The sequence below is a fragment of the Amycolatopsis sp. Poz14 genome, from assembly GCF_006704225.1.
Classification (GTDB): Bacteria; Actinomycetota; Actinomycetes; order Mycobacteriales; family Pseudonocardiaceae; genus Amycolatopsis; species Amycolatopsis nivea.
On the sequence record NZ_JACLHD010000001.1, the window covers coordinates 8,694,287 to 8,712,595 of the forward strand.

The following is an 18,309-nucleotide window of genomic DNA, read 5'->3' on the forward strand; positions in this document are numbered from 1 at the left end:
CTACCGGCGCACCTCGGCGACCCGCACCGGACGGTTCTCCTTCCGCGAGACCTCGCACGCCTCCGCGATGTAGAACGCCTCCAACGCGTCCGCCGCTCCCGCGGGCGACGGGATCCGCCTGGCGGCAACATCCAGGAACGTCCGCAGTTCAGCGGCATAAGCCGTCCGGAAGCGTTCCATGAAGCCCGGATACGCCGGTCCTGGCAACGGTTCGACGCCTGGCTCCACCGACCGCAGCGGTGCCTGGTCGTCCAGGCCGACCACGGCATTTCCGAGCGACCCGAGGGCCTCGAAACGCACGTCGTAGCCCGCGCCGTTGTAGCGCGTCAGCGAGACCGTCGCGAGAGTTCCGTCGTCGAGGGTCAGCGCGACCGCTGCGGTGTCGACGTCTCCAGCGTCGGTGAAGAACTGCTCGCCTTTGTTGCGCCCCAAGGCAAACACCTCCTCGACCTCCCGGCCGGTCACCCATCGGAGGATGTCGAAGTCGTGCACCCCGCAGTCCCGGAACAGACCGCCGGAATGCGCGATATACGCGGCGGGCGGCGGCGCCGGGTCCAAAGTGGTCGCCCGGACACTGTGCAGCCAGCCCAGTTCGCCGCTCTCCACCGCGGCCCGCGCGGCCTGGTAGCCCGCGTCGAACCGGCGCTGGAAGCCGATCTGCACCGGGACGTCCGAGTCCGCGATCCGGTCGATCACCGCGAGCGTGCCGGGGATGTCCGCGGCCACCGGCTTCTCGCAGAACACCGGCACCCGCGCGTCGACCGCTTGGATGATCAATTCCGGATGCGCGTCCGTGGCCGCCGCGATGACCAGGCCGTCGAGACCAGCCCGGAACAGCGCGTCGATTCCGTCGGCCGCCTCGACATCGAGCCGAGCGGCGACCGACTGGGCGCGCGCGGGATCCACGTCCGCGACGACCACCGACGTGACCTCGTCGAATCCCGCGAGCGTTTCCGCGTGCGCGGCGCCGATCCGGCCGGCTCCTGCCAGTCCCACCCTCATCGCTGCGCCTCTCCTGAGTTGGGCCCCGTGGTCTCCCGCACGACCAGGGACGGATGAAGCAGATGCCGCACCGGTTCAGTGCGTTCACCGCGGATGCGCGCCAGGAGCGCGTCGAAAGCCAGCCGCGCCATTTCCGCGCGTGGCTGGTCCACTGTGGTCAATGAAATGTGCCGCAGGGAAGCCAAGGACGTGTTGTCGTAGCCGACCACCGAAACGTCGTCCGGTACCCGCAACCCGTGTTCCTCGAGCGCCGAGATCGCGCCGACCGCGTTGAAGTCATTGCCCGCCACCAGTGCGGTCGGGGTCGGAGAGCACGAGGACAGCAATTCCTGCACGGCTTTTTCGCCCGCAGTATCGGTGTGTTCGCTGCGCACCACGATCGGCTCCAGCCCGTGCGCCCGCATCGCCTGCCGGAACCCTCGCCGCCGGGCCGCGGCACCGGCCGCTCCCCCGCCGTCGAGATGCGCGATCCGCCGATGTCCCAACTGGACCAGATGCTCGACCGCCAATGCGGCACCAGTCTCGCCGTCGTCGTTCACGGTATCCACAGTGGACAGCCGAGAAGTCCGGGACACCAATACTACCGGACACTGCCGTGCCGCGGCCTCGATCGCAGCGGCCGGAACCACCGGCGACAACAGCACGACGCCAGCCGGACGGAACGACAGAAGACTGCGCAACGCCGCGCCTTCCCGAGATGGCATCCGCCCGCCGGTGTTGAGGATCAGATCGAAACCGGCCGCTTGCGCCGCCGCGTCCAGCCCTTCCACCACGTCGGCGAAGAAGGCGTTGCGCAGGTCGTTCACCATCACGCCGAGCACCGTCGACGTCCGGCTCGCCAGCGACCGCGCCATCACGTGCGGCGAATAACCCAGCTCCTCGGCCGCTTTCACCACCGCCGCGCGTCGCTGCGCCGACACGTTCGGCGCGTTGCGCATCACGAGCGACACCAAGGCCCGCGAGACCCCGGCTCGCGCGGCGACGTCCTCCATGGTGGGCTTCCCCATTTCGAAAACCTCCCCGGAGAAGCGCTTGACGCGACGGGTCGGACGCTACAAGATTAGAGCGCTCTAATCAAGAGCGTGTCCCCCGACCGGAGAGGGATCCATGACCGCGAAGATCCGCGTCGCCGCCGCCCCGATCTCGTGGGGAGTCTGCGAGGTTCCCGGCTGGGGCCGCGTGCTCGACGCCCCGGCGGTGCTCGGCGAGATGGCCGAATTGGGCGTCACCGCAACAGAACTGGGCCCGCCCGGCTATCTGCCGCGCGAACCGGCCGAGTTGAAGAAGCTTCTGGAAAGCCATCGGCTCGACCTCGTCGGCGGCTTCCTGGCGGTGCCGCTGCACGAAAACCCGGACGCGGCCGTCGCCGAAGCCGAGGATTCGGCCGCGCTCTTCGCGGCTTGCGGCGGTGGAATGCTCGTCCTCGCCGCGGCAACCGGCCTCGACGGCTACGACGAACGGCCCACTCTCACGGACGCCGAATGGTCCACTTTGGTCCGCACGGCAGGCAAGATCCGCGACGTAGCGGCAAAACACGGCCTGGAAACCGTTCTGCACCCGCATGTCGGCACGCACGTGGAGACCGAGGCCGAGGTGGAACGCTTCCTCACCGATTCGGATCTCCCGCTCTGCCTGGACACCGGCCACCTGCTGATCGGCGGCACTGACCCGGTCGCGCTCGCCCAGCGGCATCCCCAGCGGATCGGGCACCTGCATCTCAAGGACGTCCGCGGCGAGCTGGCGAACGCCGTCCGGGCAGGCGAGCTCCCGTACGCCGAAGCAGTCGGCAAGGGTCTCTACGTGCCGCTCGGCGAGGGTGACGTGGACATCGAAGCCATGGTCCGTTCCGTCGCGGAAGCGGGCTACGACGGCTGGTACGTCCTGGAGCAGGACACCGCGCTGAGCGACGACAGCCCGGTGGACCGCCCCGGCCGCGACGTCGCGGCCAGCCTTTCGTACCTGCGCACCATCACCGGCTGACGTCGGAAAACAAGCGAGGAGAGACAACGATGTCCCATCGCTGGGAGCGCGCACGGCGCTCCGGCCGCGCGGTGGCGGGCCTGCTGGCCGCAGGCTTGCTGCTGGCGGCGTGCACCGGTCCGGCCGCCGAACCGAAGACGACCGCGCCCGCCGCCGCGCCGACACCGTCCGGGCCGCTGAAGGTCTCGGTGATCACGCACGGCACCGCGGGCGACGCGTTCTGGAACGTGGTGAAGAACGGCGCCGAACAAGCGGGCAAAGACCTTGGCGTACAAGTGGAATACACCTCGGACGGCGATCCGGGCGCGCAGGCGAAGCTGATCGACAACGCGGTCGCGCAGCAAACCGGCGGGCTCGTGGTGTCGATGGCGAACCCCGAGGCGCTGCGTCCGTCCATTGAGGCCGCGGTGCGCGCGGGGATCCCGGTGATCACCATCAACTCCGGCGAGGACAAAAGCGCGGCGTACGGCGCGCTCACCCACGTCGGGCAGAACGAGTCGATCGCGGGTGAAGAAGCCGGGAAGAAGTTCAAGGAACTCGGCAAGCACAAGCTGTTGTGCGTGATCCACGAGGCCGGGAACGTCGGGCAGGCGCAACGCTGCGACGGCGCGAAGACCGGGTTCGCCGGCACCGTGCAGACGCTGCAGGTGGACATCTCCAACCCGACCGACGCCGAGTCCCGCATCCGCGGCGCGGTCCAGACCGATTCCTCGATCGACGCGGTCCTCACACTGAACTCGCAGGTCGCCGCCCGTGCGGTGAGCGCGATCAAATCGGTGAACTCGAAGGCGCAGGTCGCCACGTTCGACCTCAACTCCGACGTGGTGGCCGCGATCAAGGCGGGCGACGTGCTCTTCGCGGTCGACCAGCAGCAGTACGAACAGGGCTATCTCCCGGTGCAGTTCCTGAAGCTGTACCGGGACAACGCGAACGTCGTCGGCGGCGGCAAACCGGTGCTCACCGGACCCGACCTGGTCGACAAATCCACAGTGGACAAGGTCGGCCAGTACGTGCAAAGGGGCACCCGATGACGACCCTCGACGAACGGCTGGAGAAGCCGCGGCTGACCGACCGGCTGGTGATCCGCCCGGAGATCGGCGCGCTGCTCGGCGCGGTCGTGGTCTTCCTGTTCTTCACCTTCGCCTCTGACAAGTTCTTCAGCGCGAGCGGAGCCGCGACCTGGCTGGACGACGCTGCGACGCTGGGCATCATGGCGGTGGCGGTGTCGCTGCTGATGGTCGGCGGCGAGTTCGACCTGTCGGCGGGCGTGATGACCGCGTCCACCTCGCTGGTCACCGCGATCCTCGCCACCCAAGCGGGCTGGAACGTGTGGCTCGCGCTGCTCGTCTCACTGGTCTTCGCACTGGCGGTCGGCGCGTTCAACGGCTGGCTGGTGATGAAAACCGGCCTGCCGAGCTTCATCGTCACGCTCGGCACTTTCCTTGCCCTGCAAGGGTTGAACCTCGGCGTCACCCGGCTGGTGACCGGCACCGTGCAGGTCTCCGGCATGCGCTCGACCGACGGCTACGCGTCCGCCGGTTTCGTCTTCGCCTCCACTGTGGACGTCGGCGGCACCCCGTTCCAGATCTCCATCGTCTGGTGGCTCGGCGCGATCGCGGTGGCCGCGTGGCTGCTGGTCCGGACGCGCTTCGGCAACTGGATCTTCGCGGTCGGCGGTTCCGCCACGAGCGCCCGCTCGGTCGGCGTTCCGGTGGTGCGCACGAAAATCCTGCTGTTCATGGGCACCGCGCTGGCCGGCTGGCTGGTCGGGTCGATCAACATCCTGCGGTTCGCGAGCGTCCAGGCGAATCAGGGCATCGGGCTGGAATTCCAGTACATCATCGCCGCGGTGATCGGCGGCTGCCTGCTGACCGGCGGGTTCGGCTCGGCCGTCGGCGCGGCGATCGGCGCGCTGATCTTCGGCATGGCACGCCAGGGCATCGTGTTCGCCGGCTGGGACAACGACTGGTTCATGCTGTTCCTCGGGATCATGCTGCTGGCGGCGGTCCTGGTCAACAACGCTCTGCGGCGGCGCGCGGAAAGGGTCCGGCGATGAACGCTCTCCTCGAAGTCAAGGACGTCGGCAAGCGTTACGGCACCGTGGTCGCGCTGCGCGAAGTGTCCACTGTGGTCAACGCGGGCGAGGTCACCTGCGTGCTGGGCGACAACGGCGCGGGAAAGTCCACTTTGATCAAGATCCTCGCCGGGGTGCACCAGCACGACGAAGGCGAGTTCCTCGTCGAAGGCGCACCGGTGCGGTTCGCCTCGCCGCGGGAAGCGCTAGACCGCGGGATCGCCACGGTGTACCAGGACCTCGCGGTGGTGCCGTTGATGAGCGTGTGGCGCAATTTCTTCCTCGGCTCCGAGCCGACCGTCGGGTTCGGCCCGTTCCGCGCCCTGGACCGGCGCAAAGGCCGGGAGCTGACCAAGAAGGCCCTCGCCGACCTCGGCATCGACCTGCGCGACGTCGAGCAGCCAGTCGGCACGCTGTCCGGCGGCGAACGGCAGTGCGTCGCGGTCGCCCGGGCCATCCACTTCGGCGCGAAGGTGCTGATCCTGGACGAGCCGACGGCCGCGCTGGGCGTGAAGCAGGCCGGGGTGGTGCTGAAGTACGTGGCCCAGGCCCGCGACCGAGGCCTGGGCGTCGTCCTGATCACGCACAATCCGCACCACGCGTACCCGGTAGCCGACCGCTTCCTGCTGCTCAAACGCGGCACGGCGCTCGGGTCTTACGAGAAGTCGGAGATCGAGCTGCCCGAGCTGACGCGGCAGATGGCCGGTGGCGCGGAATTGGAGGCGCTGGAACACGAGCTGCGGCAATAGCTCACGAGACCGCTTTCTCCAGCCACGGCCGCACCACCGGCAGCACCGCGGCCGCCTGCATCGCGCTCATGTGGTCCAGGCCGTCGAGCACCTCGACGGTCCACCCGCGCGCCTCCAGTTCGGCGCGCTCGCGCAGCAGCGGCCCGGCGATGTCGACGGTTACCCCGCCCCACCGTTCGCTGTACACGATCCGGTCCTCCGAACCCGCGAAGCACAACCGCGGGCAGGACAGCTCGATCGCCCGGTCGTCGAAATCCCGCAATGCCTCATAAAGCGTCACGAACTGCTTCGTCTGCCCGGTGGACAACGTGACGTCCACCGAATCCCAGTCCCCCGGCTCGCCTTTGGTTTCAGCAGTAGGCCCGGCGAGCGCCATCTCGTGCGTCGCCCGCGTCACCGCGAGCATGGCCGCATACGGCCCGTCCAGCGGCGGATACCCGCCCATCACCAGCGCGTCCAGCCGATCCGTCCGCAAGGCCAGCTGCAACCCGGAAAGCGCCAGCCACGAATACCCGTAATAGGAGAACCGCGCCGCCCCGACCGCATCTGCCACGGCGAGGAAGTCCGCCGCGACCGCGTCCGGCGTCAGCTCGGCCGGATGCGCCATCCGGTGCCCCTGGTAGTCGAAGGCCACCACCCGGAACCCGGCGAATCCCTCGATCAGCGAACGGCCCAGCTCCGGATCGGCGCCCCACTGCCGGGCCGCCTCGGCCTCCGGTCCTTCCGCCGGCCGGGGGTCGACCGGGAGCAGCAGCACCGGCCCGTCCCCGTGCACCTGCGCTTCGATCCGCGTTCCGTCGTGCAGAGTCGCTTCAGCCATCTCATCTCTTTACGTCGTAAAGTATCACCGGACGCGAGGGTACTATACGACGTAAAGAGATGTCGAATCAGTGGGTGACGGCCGGCGACGCGGCGTCGGAGACCAGCTTGCGCGGGGCTCCGGACCCGTCCGCGGGCACCGACCACACGGCGTTGTCCAGTCCGTAGAGGATCGTGTGGTCGTCCTGCCAAAGCGCCTGGTCGTCGACGCTGCGAGTCTCCGCGAGCGCGGTCTCCCGCATCGTCTTGAGGTCGAGCACGGACAGCCGCCAGACGCCCTCGCCGACCTTCTTCTTGAACGCGATCCGCGTCTCGTCCGGCGACAGCGACGGGCATTCCACGTTTTCCCGCAGCGCTTTACCGCGGTAGGTGTCGTAGTCGCCTTCGATCAGATACGTCTTGCCCTTGGTGCCCAGTGTCGAGTAGAACCGCTTGCCGTCCTTGCTGAACGTGATGCCCCAGTAGTTGACGTCCGAGGAGAAGTACCGCTTCCCGTCGACCAGGACCGGCAACTCCTCGATCGTCTTCTCCAGTTCGCCGTTGTCCAGCTGGTAAATCCCGGCGCGCGTCGAAAACCCGGTGGCGGCATAGGAATCGCCGGTGACGAACACCGTCCAGTACACCCGCTTGCCGTCCGGCGAAACGCGCGCGCGGCTCGGCGTCCCCGGCAGGTAATCCTTGTGCGTAGTGGCGAAATTCCGGTCGAGGATGCTGAAATCGCTGACCGCGGGCAAGGTGCCGGGCCGCACGGCGAGGCACATCCCCGTCGACGCGGACACGGCGAACCGGTCGCACTTCAGATCGCTGAACTTCGGCGCGGCACCAGGATTCGCGAGCGGAACAACGCCGACGTTGCCCGTTTTAGTGCTACGAAAGAACAACTGCCCCGGCGCGAGCGAAAGGTGCTCCACTTTCGCGGGTTCAGCCGGACTGGGCCGCGCGGCAACGGTGTAAACCACCGCGGCAGCCGCGAGCACCACAGTTCCGACGACGGCGAGAAGAACCTTTTTCATTTGCGCACCGGCCTTGCGAAAGCGGCGCCGAGCGCCACGACAGCGAGAGCTCCGGCCGCCACAAGAACTGCGGGCTGCAGATCCCACAACGTCCAGGCGAGTCCGAAGAGGACTGACGAAAGCATCCGGGCGGCGGCCTGTCCAGTTTGGACCACCGCGAGGCCGGTCGCCCGGAGGTCAGCGGGCACCAACGGTCCGGCCGCGGCCATGAGCACCCCGTCGGTAGCCGCGTAGAACACGCCGTGCAGGCCCAACGCAAGCGCCGCGAGCCAGAACCCGGAAACCGGCCCGCACAACGCGATCAACGCGGCGACGAGCGCGACGTGCCCGCCGAGGAACACCGGCCAGCGCCCGATCCGGTCGGCCAGCTTGCCCAGCGGGACCGCCAGCACCAGGTACACCCCGGCGGTGCCGAGCGGCAGCAACGGGAAGAACGTCGCCGCGACGTCCCAGCGCCGCTGAAGCACCAGGTACACAAAGGAATCGCCGAGCGTCACGAACCCCAGCAGCGCCGCCCAGATCGCGACGCGGCGGAAACCCCGCTCGCGCAACAGCCCGAACGCCGCCCGCACGGACACCGCGGCCCGGTCGGCGATTTCCTGCTTGTGGTCCCGGACGAACAACACCAGCAGCATGACCGCGATCCCCGCGATGCAGAAACTGGTGAAGAACACCGACGTGTAACTGCCGAGGCTCAGAGCGAGCACGGCCATCGCGACCAGCGGGCCGAGGAACGCGCCGACGGTGTCCATCGCGCGGTGCACGCCGAACGACCGGCCGAGAGTGTCGGGCTCGCTGCTGAGCGAGATCAACGCGTCGCGCGGGGCGGTGCGCAGCCCCTTGCCGGTCCGGTCGGCGGCGAGCACCACGCCGATCGCCGCGACCGACGAACCGGCCGCGACCAGGCCGAGCTTGCACACCGCGGACAAGCCGTAGCCGAACCCGGCGACCGCCTTGAGCCGCCGCCACCGGTCGGCCAGATGCCCGCCGAGCACGCGGACCACGGCGGTGGCTCCCGCGTAAAGCCCGTCGAGCAGGCCGAACTGCAGCGGGTTCAGCCCGAGGCCGAGCACCAGATACAGCGGGAGCACCGCGGTCACCATCTCCGAGGAGATGTCGGTGACCAGGCTGACCGCGCCGAGTGCGACGACGTTCGCCGACACCCGGCGCAGGCCGGCCTTCCGGTCGGTGCCCGCCGCGACGTCCGAACTACGGCTTGTCGCGATGTACATGACCGGCCCCTAGTTGTGGCAGGTGTAGGTCGGGCTGCTGTCCTGGACCTTGCCGTCGAGACCGATCAGCTGCTCGGAGAAGGTGTTGTCGGTCATCGTCAGCTTTAGCACGCCGAAGGTGTCCTTCAGCAGCTTCGCCGTGGTCGGATGCGCGGAGTGGACCGGGTACGGGTTCGCCCCGCCCATGCCGCCGATGATCTCGACCGGGCCGGCCGGGTTCGCCTTGCCGCTCGCGTCCTGCGGCACGAACCGCTCGTAGTGGTGGTCGTGGCCGTTGAGGATCAGGTCAACCTTGTTCTGCGCGAACAGGTCCCACAGCTGCTTGGAACCGCGCTGGTCGCCGTGGTCGCCCGAGCTCCACCGCGGGTGGTGGTAGTACGCCGCGACGCAGCCCTTGGTGTTCTTCGCCAGATCCTGCTTGATCCAGTTCATCTGGTCGGTGTCCTTGAGCTCGCCGCCGTCCTTGTCGTCGACGAAGCCGTTGGAGTCGAGGGCGATGAAGTGCCAGTTGCCCATTTCCCAGCTGTAGTACCGCTTCCCGTTCGGCGTGGCGATCTTGCCGAAGTACTGCTCGTAGGCCTCGAACGGCTTGTTGTCGTCGTAGGTCTCGTGGTTGCCCGGGATCGGGTGCGTGATGCTCTTGAACTTGCCCCAGGTCTTGTCGTAGTAGTCCTTGAAGTTCTGCAGCGTCAGACCGGTGTCCTCGGCGTCGTACTGGTTGTCGCCCATGGTGATCACCGCGGCGGGGTTCATCGACTGGACGAGCTTCGCGGTCTTCGGGTGGATGCAGCTGGAGCTGCTGGCGGTGCACTGTTCGGCGATGTCGCCGGCCGCGGCGAGGACGAACGTGTTGCCCGCGGTCCCCGGCTTGGTGTGCACCTTGACCGCGCTGCTGGCCGGTGACGCGTTGCCAGCGGCGTCCTTCGCGCGGACGGTGTAGGTGTAGTCGGTGTCCGGCGAGAGGCCGTTGTCGGTGTAGGACGTGCTCGTGCTGGTAGCGATGGACTTGCCGTCCCGCAGCACTTCGTACCCGCTGACGCCGACGTTGTCCGTCGCAGCGGCCCAGGTCAGCCCGACGCTGTTCGAGCCGATCTCGCCCGCGGCGAGGTTCGACGGAGCGGTGGGCGCCTGAGTGTCACCGGACGAGTCCGGCGTGCCGTACGCCTGAAGCTCCCACAGGGAGTAGCCGTACTTCGTGGCGCGCTCGGTGCCGACGAAGCGCAGGAACCGGCCGTGCCCGGACAACCCGGTGAGGTCGTCGGTGCCGCCGTCGCCGCTGGTGATCGTCGCGATCGACTTGAAGTTCTCGCCGTCGTCGGAGATCTCGATGCGGTACTTCTTGGCGTAGGCCGCTTCCCAGTTCAGCTTGACCCGGTGGATCGTGGCGGCCTGCCCGAGGTCGACGCGCAGCCACTGGGCGTCGGCGCTGACCGCACTGGCCCAGCGGGTCTTGAGATTCCCGTCGACGGCGTTCTCGCCGCTCAACGTGGACGTCTCGAGCGTGGACGTGCTGACGGGTTTTCCTTGGGACAGCAGCACATCGGCGGCAGCGGCGCTGGCGTCGCGCGCGGGCGAGACCGCGGTGGGCAGCAGCACCACCGCGGCCGCCGGCAAGGCGAACCGGGCGAGACTTCGGACACGGGACGAGGACACGTCGCACTCCTTCGGGCCGGACGGGAACAGGGCGGCGGCGTTACGGTTCTGCGGCGTCTCGTTGCGTTAAGAAAGTTTCCTAACTAAAACGGCAGAGTAGCGGGCCCGGTTTCCCCCGACAAGCCCGGAACGGACGTGAAACGATCAAGACCGCCCGATCAGCGGAACGTCCCGCTCCCGTCCGGGGAAGTGCCGTGAAGGACTCCTTGCGGGACGCAAATCTGGAGGAAACCCGCCCGCTGCGCCGCCTGCGCATCGCATGCCGCCGAGCCTGCCGTGAGGGCCACCCTCATTGGCTCTGATTCCCCATGCCAGGAACTTAAGGCGAGGTTGCGGGTGCGGTTGAGGCGTGGCTGCCCGGGCCCGTGTGACCCCGGTGAACGTACGTGAGGGGAACCCTCAGGGAATCAGATTCCCTCAGGGTGGCCCTCACGGCCCTCCCGCACGCCGTGAAGGAGCCCCTCACGTACCTAGATTCCCTCAAGGAGCCCTTCACGGACCGTCAGTGCTGGAGCAGCCGCCGCACTTCCTGCACCGCGGCGCGTCCGGCCCGGTTCGCCCCCACCGTGCTCGCCGAGGGCCCGTACCCGACCAGATGCAGCCGCGGTTCCGCGACCACGCGAGTCCCGTCCATCCGGATCCCGCCGCCGGGAGTCCGCAGATGCAGCGGAGCCAGGTGGTCGATCGAAGCCCGGAACCCGGTCGCCCACAGGATCATGTCCGCGGGCTCGAAACTGCCGTCCTCCCAGACGACGCCGTCGGCGACCAAGCGCGAGAACATCGGCCGCCGGTCCAGATATCCCGCCGCCCGGCCCGCGAGCACCTGCGGCGTCACCGGCAGGTCCGTCACGCTCACCACGCTCTCCGGCGGCAGCCCGGCCCGCACCCGCTGGTCGACCTTCGCCACCGCCATCCGTCCCCAGTCCTCGCTGAACTCTTCCTCGCGCCACACCGGCGGACGCCGCGTCACCCACACCGTCGAACGGGCGACCGGACCGATCTCCATCAGCAACTGCACCGCCGACGTCCCGCCGCCCACGACCACCACGCGCTGGCCGCGAAATTCCTCCGCGCCGCGGTAATCCGCCGTGTGCAGCTGCCGTCCGGCGAAGGTGCCGGGATAACGCGGCCAGAACGGCCGGTCCCACGTCCCGGTCGCGCTGATCACCGCACGCGCCGCCCACGTCTCCGCGGGCGATTCGACCACCAGCCGCTCCCCCGCGCGCCGCACCGCGGTCACGTCGACCGGGCGATGCACCGGCAGGTCATACGTCTTCTCGAAGCGCCCGAAGTACTCCGACACGGCCTCGCTCGCCGGGCGCGCCGGATCCGGGGTCCCGAACGCCATCCCCGGCAGGTCGTGGATCCCGTGCACCTTCCCGACCACCAGCGACGGCCACCGGTACTGCCACGCCCCGCCCGCGCGTTTGCCGTGGTCGAGCACGACGAACCCGCGTTCGTTCGCGAACCCGGCCCGGCGCAGGTGATACGCCGCCGACAGTCCGGCCTGTCCGGCCCCGATCACCACGACGTCGGTCTCGTGATCCGCAGTGCTCATACAACGTTCAACAATTGTCCGCGCCCGGTATTTCCGGCTCAGACCGCGACCCGGTTCCGGCCGCCGTCTTTCGCCCGGTACAGCGCGGCGTCGGCCGACCGGAGCACCTCGTCGAGCGTGTTGCCCGCCTGCGGATAACACGCGACCCCGACGGACACGGAGAGTCCGCTGATCCGCAGCGGACCTCCCACCGCGACGGTCAGCTCCCCCACCGCGACCCGCACCCGTTCGGCGATCCCGAGCACGTCAGTGCCGCCGGTCGCGGGCAGCAGGACCACGAATTCCTCGCCGCCGAACCGGCCGACGGTGTCGCTTTGCCGCACCGAAGCCTCGATCGCCACGGCCACCGCGGCCAGCACCTCGTCGCCGGTGAGGTGCCCGTACGTGTCGTTGATGCGCTTGAAGTGGTCGAGATCGATCATCAGCACGGCGAACCCGCTGCCGGTCCCGCGTCGCCGGGCCCGGGTGAATTCCCGGGTCGCCAGCTCGTGCCAGCCCGCGGTGTTGAGCAGCCCGGTCTTCTCGTCGGTCACGACCGCCACCTGCAACTGCTGCTTCAGCAGGAGATAGCGGTGCAGCAACAGCAACGGCGGCAGCACGAACACCACCAGCACCGGCTGATGCACGAACGCCAGCGCAGCGAGCCCGCCGAGACACAGCGTCGCCAACTCGAAGGCGTTGTCCTCCCAGGTGCCGATGAGGTCCGCGGGCGAGCGGCTGTTCGTGTACAGGTAGATGCCCGTCGCTACGAGCACGACGTTCACCAGTTCAAAGGCGGCTGCTGCCAGTACGAGCGCGAGGACGCCGTACGCGGTGTCGAGCCGCGCTTGATCCAGACCGCCGATGGTCAGCACCGCAGATGCCGCGAAGCACGACAGCATCGCCCACGCGGTACTGGCCGCGAAGCGATGCGCGGGCCGCGTACGCACGTGTCGCCACACTCGCAGCCACAGATGCAGGTACAGCACCAACGCCAGCAACGCGACCCACGCTGGCGGAAGCAGGAACGCACCGGCGAGGTACCAGACGGACGTGACGTTGATGTGCGTCTGGCCGCTCATCCACCGCCGCAGCCGCTCGATCCGGCGCGACATCTCGGCCTGCGCGATGCCCAGCCCGACGAGGACGCCGAACGAACTGAACTGCACCGGCCCGCCGAACCCGGTCGCGAGGCCCGTCGCCGTGAGCGCCACGGCGAGGGCCTCGCACGCCATCGCGTAGCCGATCCATCGCCGCCGCGCGACCGCCCACATCGCCCAGCGCGGCGGCCAGCCTCTCCAGGACGTCACCGCGCCGCGCACCCCGATGGGGACAGGTGCCTGGGTCACGGGCGCCCCCACGCGAAATTCGGCCTACGGAAGTTGCCCAGGGTAGCGGGTCCGCTCCGCAGCTAGCCGAACCGAGCGAAAACTCCTTCGCGAACTGCCCACCGGGCACGCTCTGGGTAGAGCGGGCGGGTAACTTCCCGAGTGGATCAGCGACGGCGCAGCTTCCGCACGATGGCCAGCACGATCAGCAGCACGACCGCGCCCGCGGCCACCGGAGCCAGCCGCTTCGCGACGGACTGGCCCGCGTAGTCGAGCAGGTCGATCGCCTCGGTCTCGCCGGTCGAACCGCCCGCCGGAACGCTCCGCAGATGCGGCTTTTCGTCGGCGACCGGCTCGGCCGCGGGCTTTTCCGCGGGCTTCTCTTCGGCCTTCTCCTCCGGCTTCGCCGCGGGAGCCGACTCGGCGGGGGTCTCCAGCGACGCCGCGAGGTTCCCCGCGAACGTGTCGAGGATCTTGCCGCCCACCTCGGAGATCAGGCCGCGGCCGAACTGCGCCGGACGTCCGGTGATCGCCAGGTCGGTGGCCACCGCGCCGTGCGTGCCGCCGTCGCGCTCGGTGAGCGTGAGGGTGACCGTCGCGGCCGCCGTGCCGCCGCCGCGGGAGTCCTTGCCGGACGCCTTGATGACGACCTTGCGCGCCGCCTCATCCTTCTCCAGGAACTCGCCGGTTCCCTTGTACAGCAGCGAAATCGGCCCCAGCTTGACCTTCACCGTGCCCGCGAAGGTGTCCCCCTCCACCTTGGTGAGCGAGGCGCCCGGCATGCACGGGGCGACGCGCTCCGGGTCGATGACGGCCTGCCAGACCTCCCCGATCGGGGCGGGGACGGTGAATTCGTGGTCGAGCCGCACGGGCCGACCTCCTCTCCTGCACACTGCTTCGAGCCGTTGCCGTCCACCTTACGGCCGTCTCCCGCGAAGCGGTCCGTGAAGGACTCCTTGGGGAATCAGAGTCCCCCAAGGAGTCCTTCACGTCCCGGTCAGCTCAGGCGCCCACCGCCGCCGCGACGGCACGCCCGGTCAGCACCCGCGCGAGGTGCTGGCGGTATTCGACGTCGGAATTGCCGTCCGCGACCGGGTTGGTGCCCTCGGCCGCGTGCGCGGCGGCCGCCCGGATCGTGTCCGCGTTGGCCTGCGCGCCGAGCAACGCCTGCTCCACGCCGGTCGCCCGGACGGGGGTCGCGCCCATGTTGGTGAGCGCCACCCGGGCTTCCTCGATCACGCCGCCCTCGGTGCGCACGGTGGCCGCCACCGCGCACATCGACCAGGCCTGGGCGACCCGGTTGAATTTCTCGTAGTGCGCCCGCCAGCCGGTGTGCTTGGGCAGCCGCACCTCGACGAGCAGTTCGTCCGGGGCCAGCGCGGTGGTGAAGTAGTCCTGGAAGAACTCCGCCGCGGACACCGTGCGCCGCCCGTTCGGCCCGGCCAGCACCAGCTCGCCGTCCAGCGCGAGCACCGGGGCCAGCAGGTCGCCCGCCGGGTCCGCGTGCGCGATCGCGCCGCCGAACGTGCCGCGGTGCCGCACCTGCGGATCCGCGACCGTGTCGGTCGCCTCCTTCACCAGCGCGGCGTGCTCGGCGATCAACGGGTCGCGCTGGACCTCGTAATGCGTCGTCATCGCCCCGACCACGAGCGCGTCGCCGTCCTCGCGCACTCCGCGCATTTCGGCGACTTTCCCGAGGTCGACCAGCGTGGTCGGCGCGGCCAGGCGCATCCGCAGCACCGGCAGCAGGCTTTGCCCGCCCGCCAGCACCTTGGCGTCCTCGCCCGCCGCGGCGAGCGCCTGCACGGCTTCGTCCACCGTGGACGGAGCGACGTAGTCGAACGGAGCCGGGATCACTGGGCACCTCCGGAGGCGTCGATCGAACCGAGGCCGCCGCCGGCCTCGCCGCCGGGTCCGCCGGCATTGGCGGTGCCGTGGCGCACCGCGTTCCACACGCGCATCGGCGTGAGCGGCATTTCGATGTCGTTCACCCCGAACTGGCGCACCGCGTCGACCACCGCGTTGACCACGGCCGGCGTCGAGGCGATCGTGCCCGCCTCGCCGACTCCCTTGGCTCCCAACGGGTTCGTGGTCGACGGCGTTTCCGTGCGGTCCGTGGTGAACGACGGCAGGTCAGCCGCCGAGGGCAGCAGGTAGTCGGCGAACGTGCCGGTGGTGAGCGTGCCGCTCTCGTCGTGCACGGCCTCCTCGAACAGCGCCTGCGCGATGCCCTGCGCGAGCCCGCCGTGGACCTGTCCTTCCACGATCAGCGGGTTGACCACCTTGCCGACGTCGTCCACGCAGACGTACGAACGCAGTTTCACCTGGCCCGTTTCCGTGTCCACTTCGGCCGCGCACAAGTGGGTGCCGTGCGGGAAGGAGAAGTTCTCCGGGTCGAAGGTGGCGTCGGAATCGAGCGACGGTTCGACGCCGTCCGGCAGGTTGTGCGCGGCGAACACGGCGAGCGCGATGTCCTGGATCGTCGTCGACGAATCCGTGCCCTTCACGGTGAACTTGCCGCCGGAGAACTCGAGGTCGTCCTCGGAACACTCGAGGAGGTGCGCGGCGATCGGCTTCGCCTTCGCGACCACCTTCTCCGCCGCCTTCACGATCGCGATACCGCCGACGACCAGCGAACGCGAACCGTAGGTGTCGAGGCCCTTGTGCGAGGACTGCGTGTCGCCGTGCAGCACCTCGACGTCCTCGAAGGACACCCCGAGCTGGTCGGCCACGATCTGGCTCCACGCCGTCTCGTGCCCCTGACCGTGCGCCGACGCACCCGTCGTGACCTCGACCTTGCCGGTCGGCAACATCCGCAGCGACGCGTACTCCCAGCCGCCGGCGCCGTAGTCGAGCGAACCCAGCACCCGCGACGGCGCGAGCCCGCACATCTCGGTGAACGTCGAGATCCCGATGCCGAGTTGCACCGGGTCGTTCGCCTCGCGGCGTTCCTTCTGCTCGCGGCGCAGCGCGTCGTAGCCGAAGAGCTCCTTCGCCTTCTCGGTCGCGGCCTCGTAGTTGCCGGAGTCGTAGGTGAGCCCGCAGACCGTGGTGAACGGGAATTCCTCGTGCTTGATCCAGTTCTTTTCGCGCAGCTCCACCGGGTCCATGCCCAGCTCGTCGGCCAGCTCGTCCATGATCCGCTCGATCGCGAACGTCGCCTCCGGACGGCCCGCGCCGCGGTAGGCGTCGGTGAGCGTGGTCGTGGTGAACACGTTGGTGCAGGCGAAGTGGTAGGCCGGGATCTTGTAGATCGCGTTGAACATGAACGCGCCGAGGATCGGCACGCCCGGCCCGACCAGGCCGTTGTACGCGCCGAGGTTGGCGAGCAGTTCGACCTTGAGCCCGGTGACCGTCCCGTCGGCCTTCGCCGAGATCGTGATGTCCTGGATCTGGTCGCGGCCGTGGTGCGCGGCGAGCATCGTCTCGGACCGGGTTTCGTTCCACTTCACCGGCTTGCCGAGCTTGTTCGCGACCAGCACGGCCATCATTTCCTCGGGCAGCACGCCGATCTTGCCGCCGAACCCGCCGCCGACGTCCGGCGCGATCACGCGCAGCTTGTGCTCGGGGATGCCGAGCGTCAGCGCGGACATCACGCGCAGGATGTGCGGCACCTGGGTGGCCGACCACATGGTCAGCTGCGCGCCGGTCGGGTCGACCACGCACGCGCGCGGCTCCATGAACGCGGGCACCAGCCGCTGCTGGCGGAACCGCCGTTTCAGCACGACCTCCGAAGAGGACAGTGCTTCCTCGACATTCCCGCCGGTCCCGGCCTCGGCCGAGTCGAAGACCCAGAGCGCGTTCTTGTTGCTGCCCAATTCCTCGTGCACGAGCGGCGCGTCTTCGGCGAGCGCCGCTTCCAGGTCGAGGACCGGCGGCAGGTCTTCGTACTCGACCTCGATCGCCTCGAGCGCGTCATGCGCCTCCGCGGCCGATCGAGCGACCACCACCGCCACGCCCTCGCCGGCGAAATTCACCCGGTCCGAGGCCAGCACCGGACGCCGCGGCGCAGCCATGTCCGGCGTGATCGGCCACGCGCACGGCATGCCGATGGCACCCTCGGGATCGAGGTCGGCGGCGGTGTAAACGGCGACGACACCAGCGGATTCCTTGGCCGCGGACGTGTCGATCGAAACGATCTTGGCGTGTGCCAGCGGACTCCGCAGCACCGCGAGATGCAGCATCCCCGGCAACGCGATGTTGTCCGTCCACCGGGTGCGCCCGGTGATCAGCCGCTCGTCTTCCTTGCGGCGCCGGGACTTCCCTACCTCAGGCTCGATCGTGGCAGTCATCATTCACCACCCACGCCGACGTGGTTGGGTTGATCGATCTTCTCGGCGTCGGGCCCCGCACCGGGACTCATGTGCTTCGCGGCGTCGCGCACCGCCTTCACGATGTTCTGGTAGCCGGTGCAGCGGCAAAGATTGCCCTCGAGCCCCTCGCGAACGGCCTGCTCGTCGGGGTCCGGGTTGTCCGCCAGCAGGTCGATCGACTGCATGATCATGCCCGGCGTGCAGAACCCGCACTGCAGGGCGTGGTTGTCGTGGAAAGCCTGCTGGACCGGGTGCAGTTGCCCGTCGCGAGCCAGCCCCTCGACGGTGGTGACCTCGCATCCGTCGGCCTGCACGGCGAGAACGGAACAGGATTTCACGCTGTGCCCGTCGAGATGGACGGTGCACGCGCCGCAGTTGCTGGTGTCGCACCCGACGACGGTGCCCACCTTCCCGACGCGTTCCCGTAAGTAGTGGACGAGCAGGGTGCGCGGCTCGACGTCATCGGTGTATTTCGTGCCGTCGACAGTGACGGTGATGCGCATCAAAGGCCTCCAAGTGCAAATGCCCGCCAGCCCCGGCGGAGGCGGCGGGCCGGTTCGGGAACGGCCAAGGCGCGATCGTGATCGGCCTCACAGGGGAGCGTGCTAC

Annotated in this window: 16 protein-coding genes; 4 read left to right on the forward strand and 12 right to left on the reverse strand. The window is 69.0% G+C overall.

Annotated elements, in window-relative coordinates; all coding sequences use genetic code 11:
* Both FKO37_RS40450 and FKO37_RS40455 read right to left on the reverse strand, forming a co-directional pair.
* Nucleotides 1–1,002: a Gfo/Idh/MocA family oxidoreductase gene (locus tag FKO37_RS40450; RefSeq protein WP_238607849.1), complete on the reverse strand. Its 1,002-nt coding sequence runs from the start codon at nt 1,000–1,002 to the stop codon at nt 1–3.
* Nucleotides 999–2,009, reverse strand: a complete 1,011-nt coding sequence (locus FKO37_RS40455) for a LacI family DNA-binding transcriptional regulator (RefSeq protein ID WP_238607850.1) — start codon at nt 2,007–2,009, stop codon at nt 999–1,001. The genes FKO37_RS40450 and FKO37_RS40455 overlap by 4 nt, the downstream gene beginning before the upstream one ends.
* Before the next feature lie 100 nt (nt 2,010–2,109).
* On the opposite strand from FKO37_RS40455, the gene FKO37_RS40460 reads away from it, so the two are divergent.
* From FKO37_RS40460 to FKO37_RS40475, 4 genes are read left to right on the forward strand one after another with little or no spacing between them, the layout of a single operon-like run.
* Nucleotides 2,110–2,982, forward strand: a complete 873-nt coding sequence (locus tag FKO37_RS40460; protein WP_238607851.1) for a sugar phosphate isomerase/epimerase — start codon at nt 2,110–2,112, stop codon at nt 2,980–2,982.
* A 29-nt stretch (nt 2,983–3,011) separates the two neighbouring features.
* A complete protein-coding gene (locus FKO37_RS40465) occupies nt 3,012–4,013 on the forward strand; it encodes a sugar ABC transporter substrate-binding protein (protein WP_037810206.1) in 1,002 nt (333 codons plus the stop codon).
* Nucleotides 4,010–5,038: an ABC transporter permease gene (locus tag FKO37_RS40470; protein ID WP_037810205.1), complete on the forward strand. Its 1,029-nt coding sequence runs from the start codon at nt 4,010–4,012 to the stop codon at nt 5,036–5,038. The genes FKO37_RS40465 and FKO37_RS40470 overlap by 4 nt, the downstream gene beginning before the upstream one ends.
* A complete protein-coding gene (locus FKO37_RS40475) occupies nt 5,035–5,805 on the forward strand; it encodes an ATP-binding cassette domain-containing protein (RefSeq protein ID WP_238607852.1) in 771 nt (256 codons plus the stop codon). Before FKO37_RS40470 ends, FKO37_RS40475 begins: the two co-directional genes overlap by 4 nt.
* Before the next feature lies 1 nt (nt 5,806).
* Here FKO37_RS40475 and FKO37_RS40480 read toward each other — a convergent pair whose 3' ends face one another.
* The 10 genes from FKO37_RS40480 to FKO37_RS40525 all read right to left on the reverse strand — a co-directional run bounded on the left by FKO37_RS40480 (nt 5,807) and on the right by FKO37_RS40525 (nt 18,203).
* Nucleotides 5,807–6,625, reverse strand: coding sequence for an alpha/beta fold hydrolase (locus FKO37_RS40480; protein ID WP_037810202.1), 819 nt, complete (start codon nt 6,623–6,625; stop codon nt 5,807–5,809).
* A 67-nt stretch (nt 6,626–6,692) separates the two neighbouring features.
* Nucleotides 6,693–7,637 carry a PD40 domain-containing protein gene (locus FKO37_RS40485; RefSeq protein ID WP_134665445.1) on the reverse strand — a complete coding sequence of 315 codons (945 nt, stop codon included), beginning with the start codon at nt 7,635–7,637 and terminating at the stop codon, nt 6,693–6,695.
* Nucleotides 7,634–8,869: an MFS transporter gene (locus tag FKO37_RS40490; RefSeq protein WP_037810198.1), complete on the reverse strand. Its 1,236-nt coding sequence runs from the start codon at nt 8,867–8,869 to the stop codon at nt 7,634–7,636. The genes FKO37_RS40485 and FKO37_RS40490 overlap by 4 nt, the downstream gene beginning before the upstream one ends.
* A 9-nt stretch (nt 8,870–8,878) precedes the next feature.
* Entirely contained in the window at nt 8,879–10,522 is a 1,644-nt protein-coding gene (locus FKO37_RS40495) for a discoidin domain-containing protein (protein ID WP_238607853.1), read from the reverse strand.
* A gap of 502 nt (nt 10,523–11,024) precedes the next feature.
* On the reverse strand, nt 11,025–12,080 hold the full coding sequence (locus FKO37_RS40500; RefSeq protein ID WP_134727878.1) for an NAD(P)-binding domain-containing protein: 1,056 nt from the start codon (nt 12,078–12,080) through the stop codon (nt 11,025–11,027).
* A gap of 38 nt (nt 12,081–12,118) precedes the next feature.
* Nucleotides 12,119–13,333 carry a diguanylate cyclase gene (locus FKO37_RS40505; protein ID WP_037810195.1) on the reverse strand — a complete coding sequence of 405 codons (1,215 nt, stop codon included), beginning with the start codon at nt 13,331–13,333 and terminating at the stop codon, nt 12,119–12,121.
* Nucleotides 13,334–13,554: 221 nt separating this feature from the next.
* Nucleotides 13,555–14,256 carry an SRPBCC family protein gene (locus tag FKO37_RS40510; protein WP_238607854.1) on the reverse strand — a complete coding sequence of 234 codons (702 nt, stop codon included), beginning with the start codon at nt 14,254–14,256 and terminating at the stop codon, nt 13,555–13,557.
* Between the two features lie 133 nt (nt 14,257–14,389).
* Nucleotides 14,390–15,244 (reverse strand): xanthine dehydrogenase family protein subunit M, encoded by an 855-nt coding sequence (locus FKO37_RS40515; RefSeq protein WP_037810193.1) that lies wholly within the window; start codon nt 15,242–15,244, stop codon nt 14,390–14,392.
* Nucleotides 15,241–17,679, reverse strand: coding sequence for a xanthine dehydrogenase family protein molybdopterin-binding subunit (locus FKO37_RS40520; protein WP_238607855.1), 2,439 nt, complete (start codon nt 17,677–17,679; stop codon nt 15,241–15,243). Before FKO37_RS40520 ends, FKO37_RS40515 begins: the two co-directional genes overlap by 4 nt.
* A complete protein-coding gene (locus tag FKO37_RS40525; RefSeq protein WP_134665451.1) occupies nt 17,679–18,203 on the reverse strand; it encodes a (2Fe-2S)-binding protein in 525 nt (174 codons plus the stop codon). Before FKO37_RS40525 ends, FKO37_RS40520 begins: the two co-directional genes overlap by 1 nt.
* Nucleotides 18,204–18,309: the final 106 nt, after the last annotated feature.

Bases quoted from the DNA above. Each gene is read 5' to 3' on its own strand.
- FKO37_RS40450 (WP_238607849.1), bottom strand. From the start codon at position 1,002: ATGAGGGTGGGACTGGCAGGAGCCGGCCGGATCGGCGCCGCGCACGCG.
- FKO37_RS40455 (WP_238607850.1), bottom strand. From the start codon at position 2,009: ATGGGGAAGCCCACCATGGAGGACGTCGCCGCGCGAGCCGGGGTCTCG.
- FKO37_RS40460 (WP_238607851.1), top strand. From the start codon at position 2,110: ATGACCGCGAAGATCCGCGTCGCCGCCGCCCCGATCTCGTGGGGAGTC.
- FKO37_RS40465 (WP_037810206.1), top strand. From the start codon at position 3,012: ATGTCCCATCGCTGGGAGCGCGCACGGCGCTCCGGCCGCGCGGTGGCG.
- FKO37_RS40470 (WP_037810205.1), top strand. From the start codon at position 4,010: ATGACGACCCTCGACGAACGGCTGGAGAAGCCGCGGCTGACCGACCGG.
- FKO37_RS40475 (WP_238607852.1), top strand. From the start codon at position 5,035: ATGAACGCTCTCCTCGAAGTCAAGGACGTCGGCAAGCGTTACGGCACC.
- FKO37_RS40480 (WP_037810202.1), bottom strand. From the start codon at position 6,625: ATGGCTGAAGCGACTCTGCACGACGGAACGCGGATCGAAGCGCAGGTG.
- FKO37_RS40485 (WP_134665445.1), bottom strand. From the start codon at position 7,637: ATGAAAAAGGTTCTTCTCGCCGTCGTCGGAACTGTGGTGCTCGCGGCT.
- FKO37_RS40490 (WP_037810198.1), bottom strand. From the start codon at position 8,869: ATGTACATCGCGACAAGCCGTAGTTCGGACGTCGCGGCGGGCACCGAC.
- FKO37_RS40500 (WP_134727878.1), bottom strand. From the start codon at position 12,080: ATGAGCACTGCGGATCACGAGACCGACGTCGTGGTGATCGGGGCCGGA.
- FKO37_RS40505 (WP_037810195.1), bottom strand. From the start codon at position 13,333: ATGTGGGCGGTCGCGCGGCGGCGATGGATCGGCTACGCGATGGCGTGC.
- FKO37_RS40520 (WP_238607855.1), bottom strand. From the start codon at position 17,679: ATGACTGCCACGATCGAGCCTGAGGTAGGGAAGTCCCGGCGCCGCAAG.
- FKO37_RS40525 (WP_134665451.1), bottom strand. From the start codon at position 18,203: ATGCGCATCACCGTCACTGTCGACGGCACGAAATACACCGATGACGTC.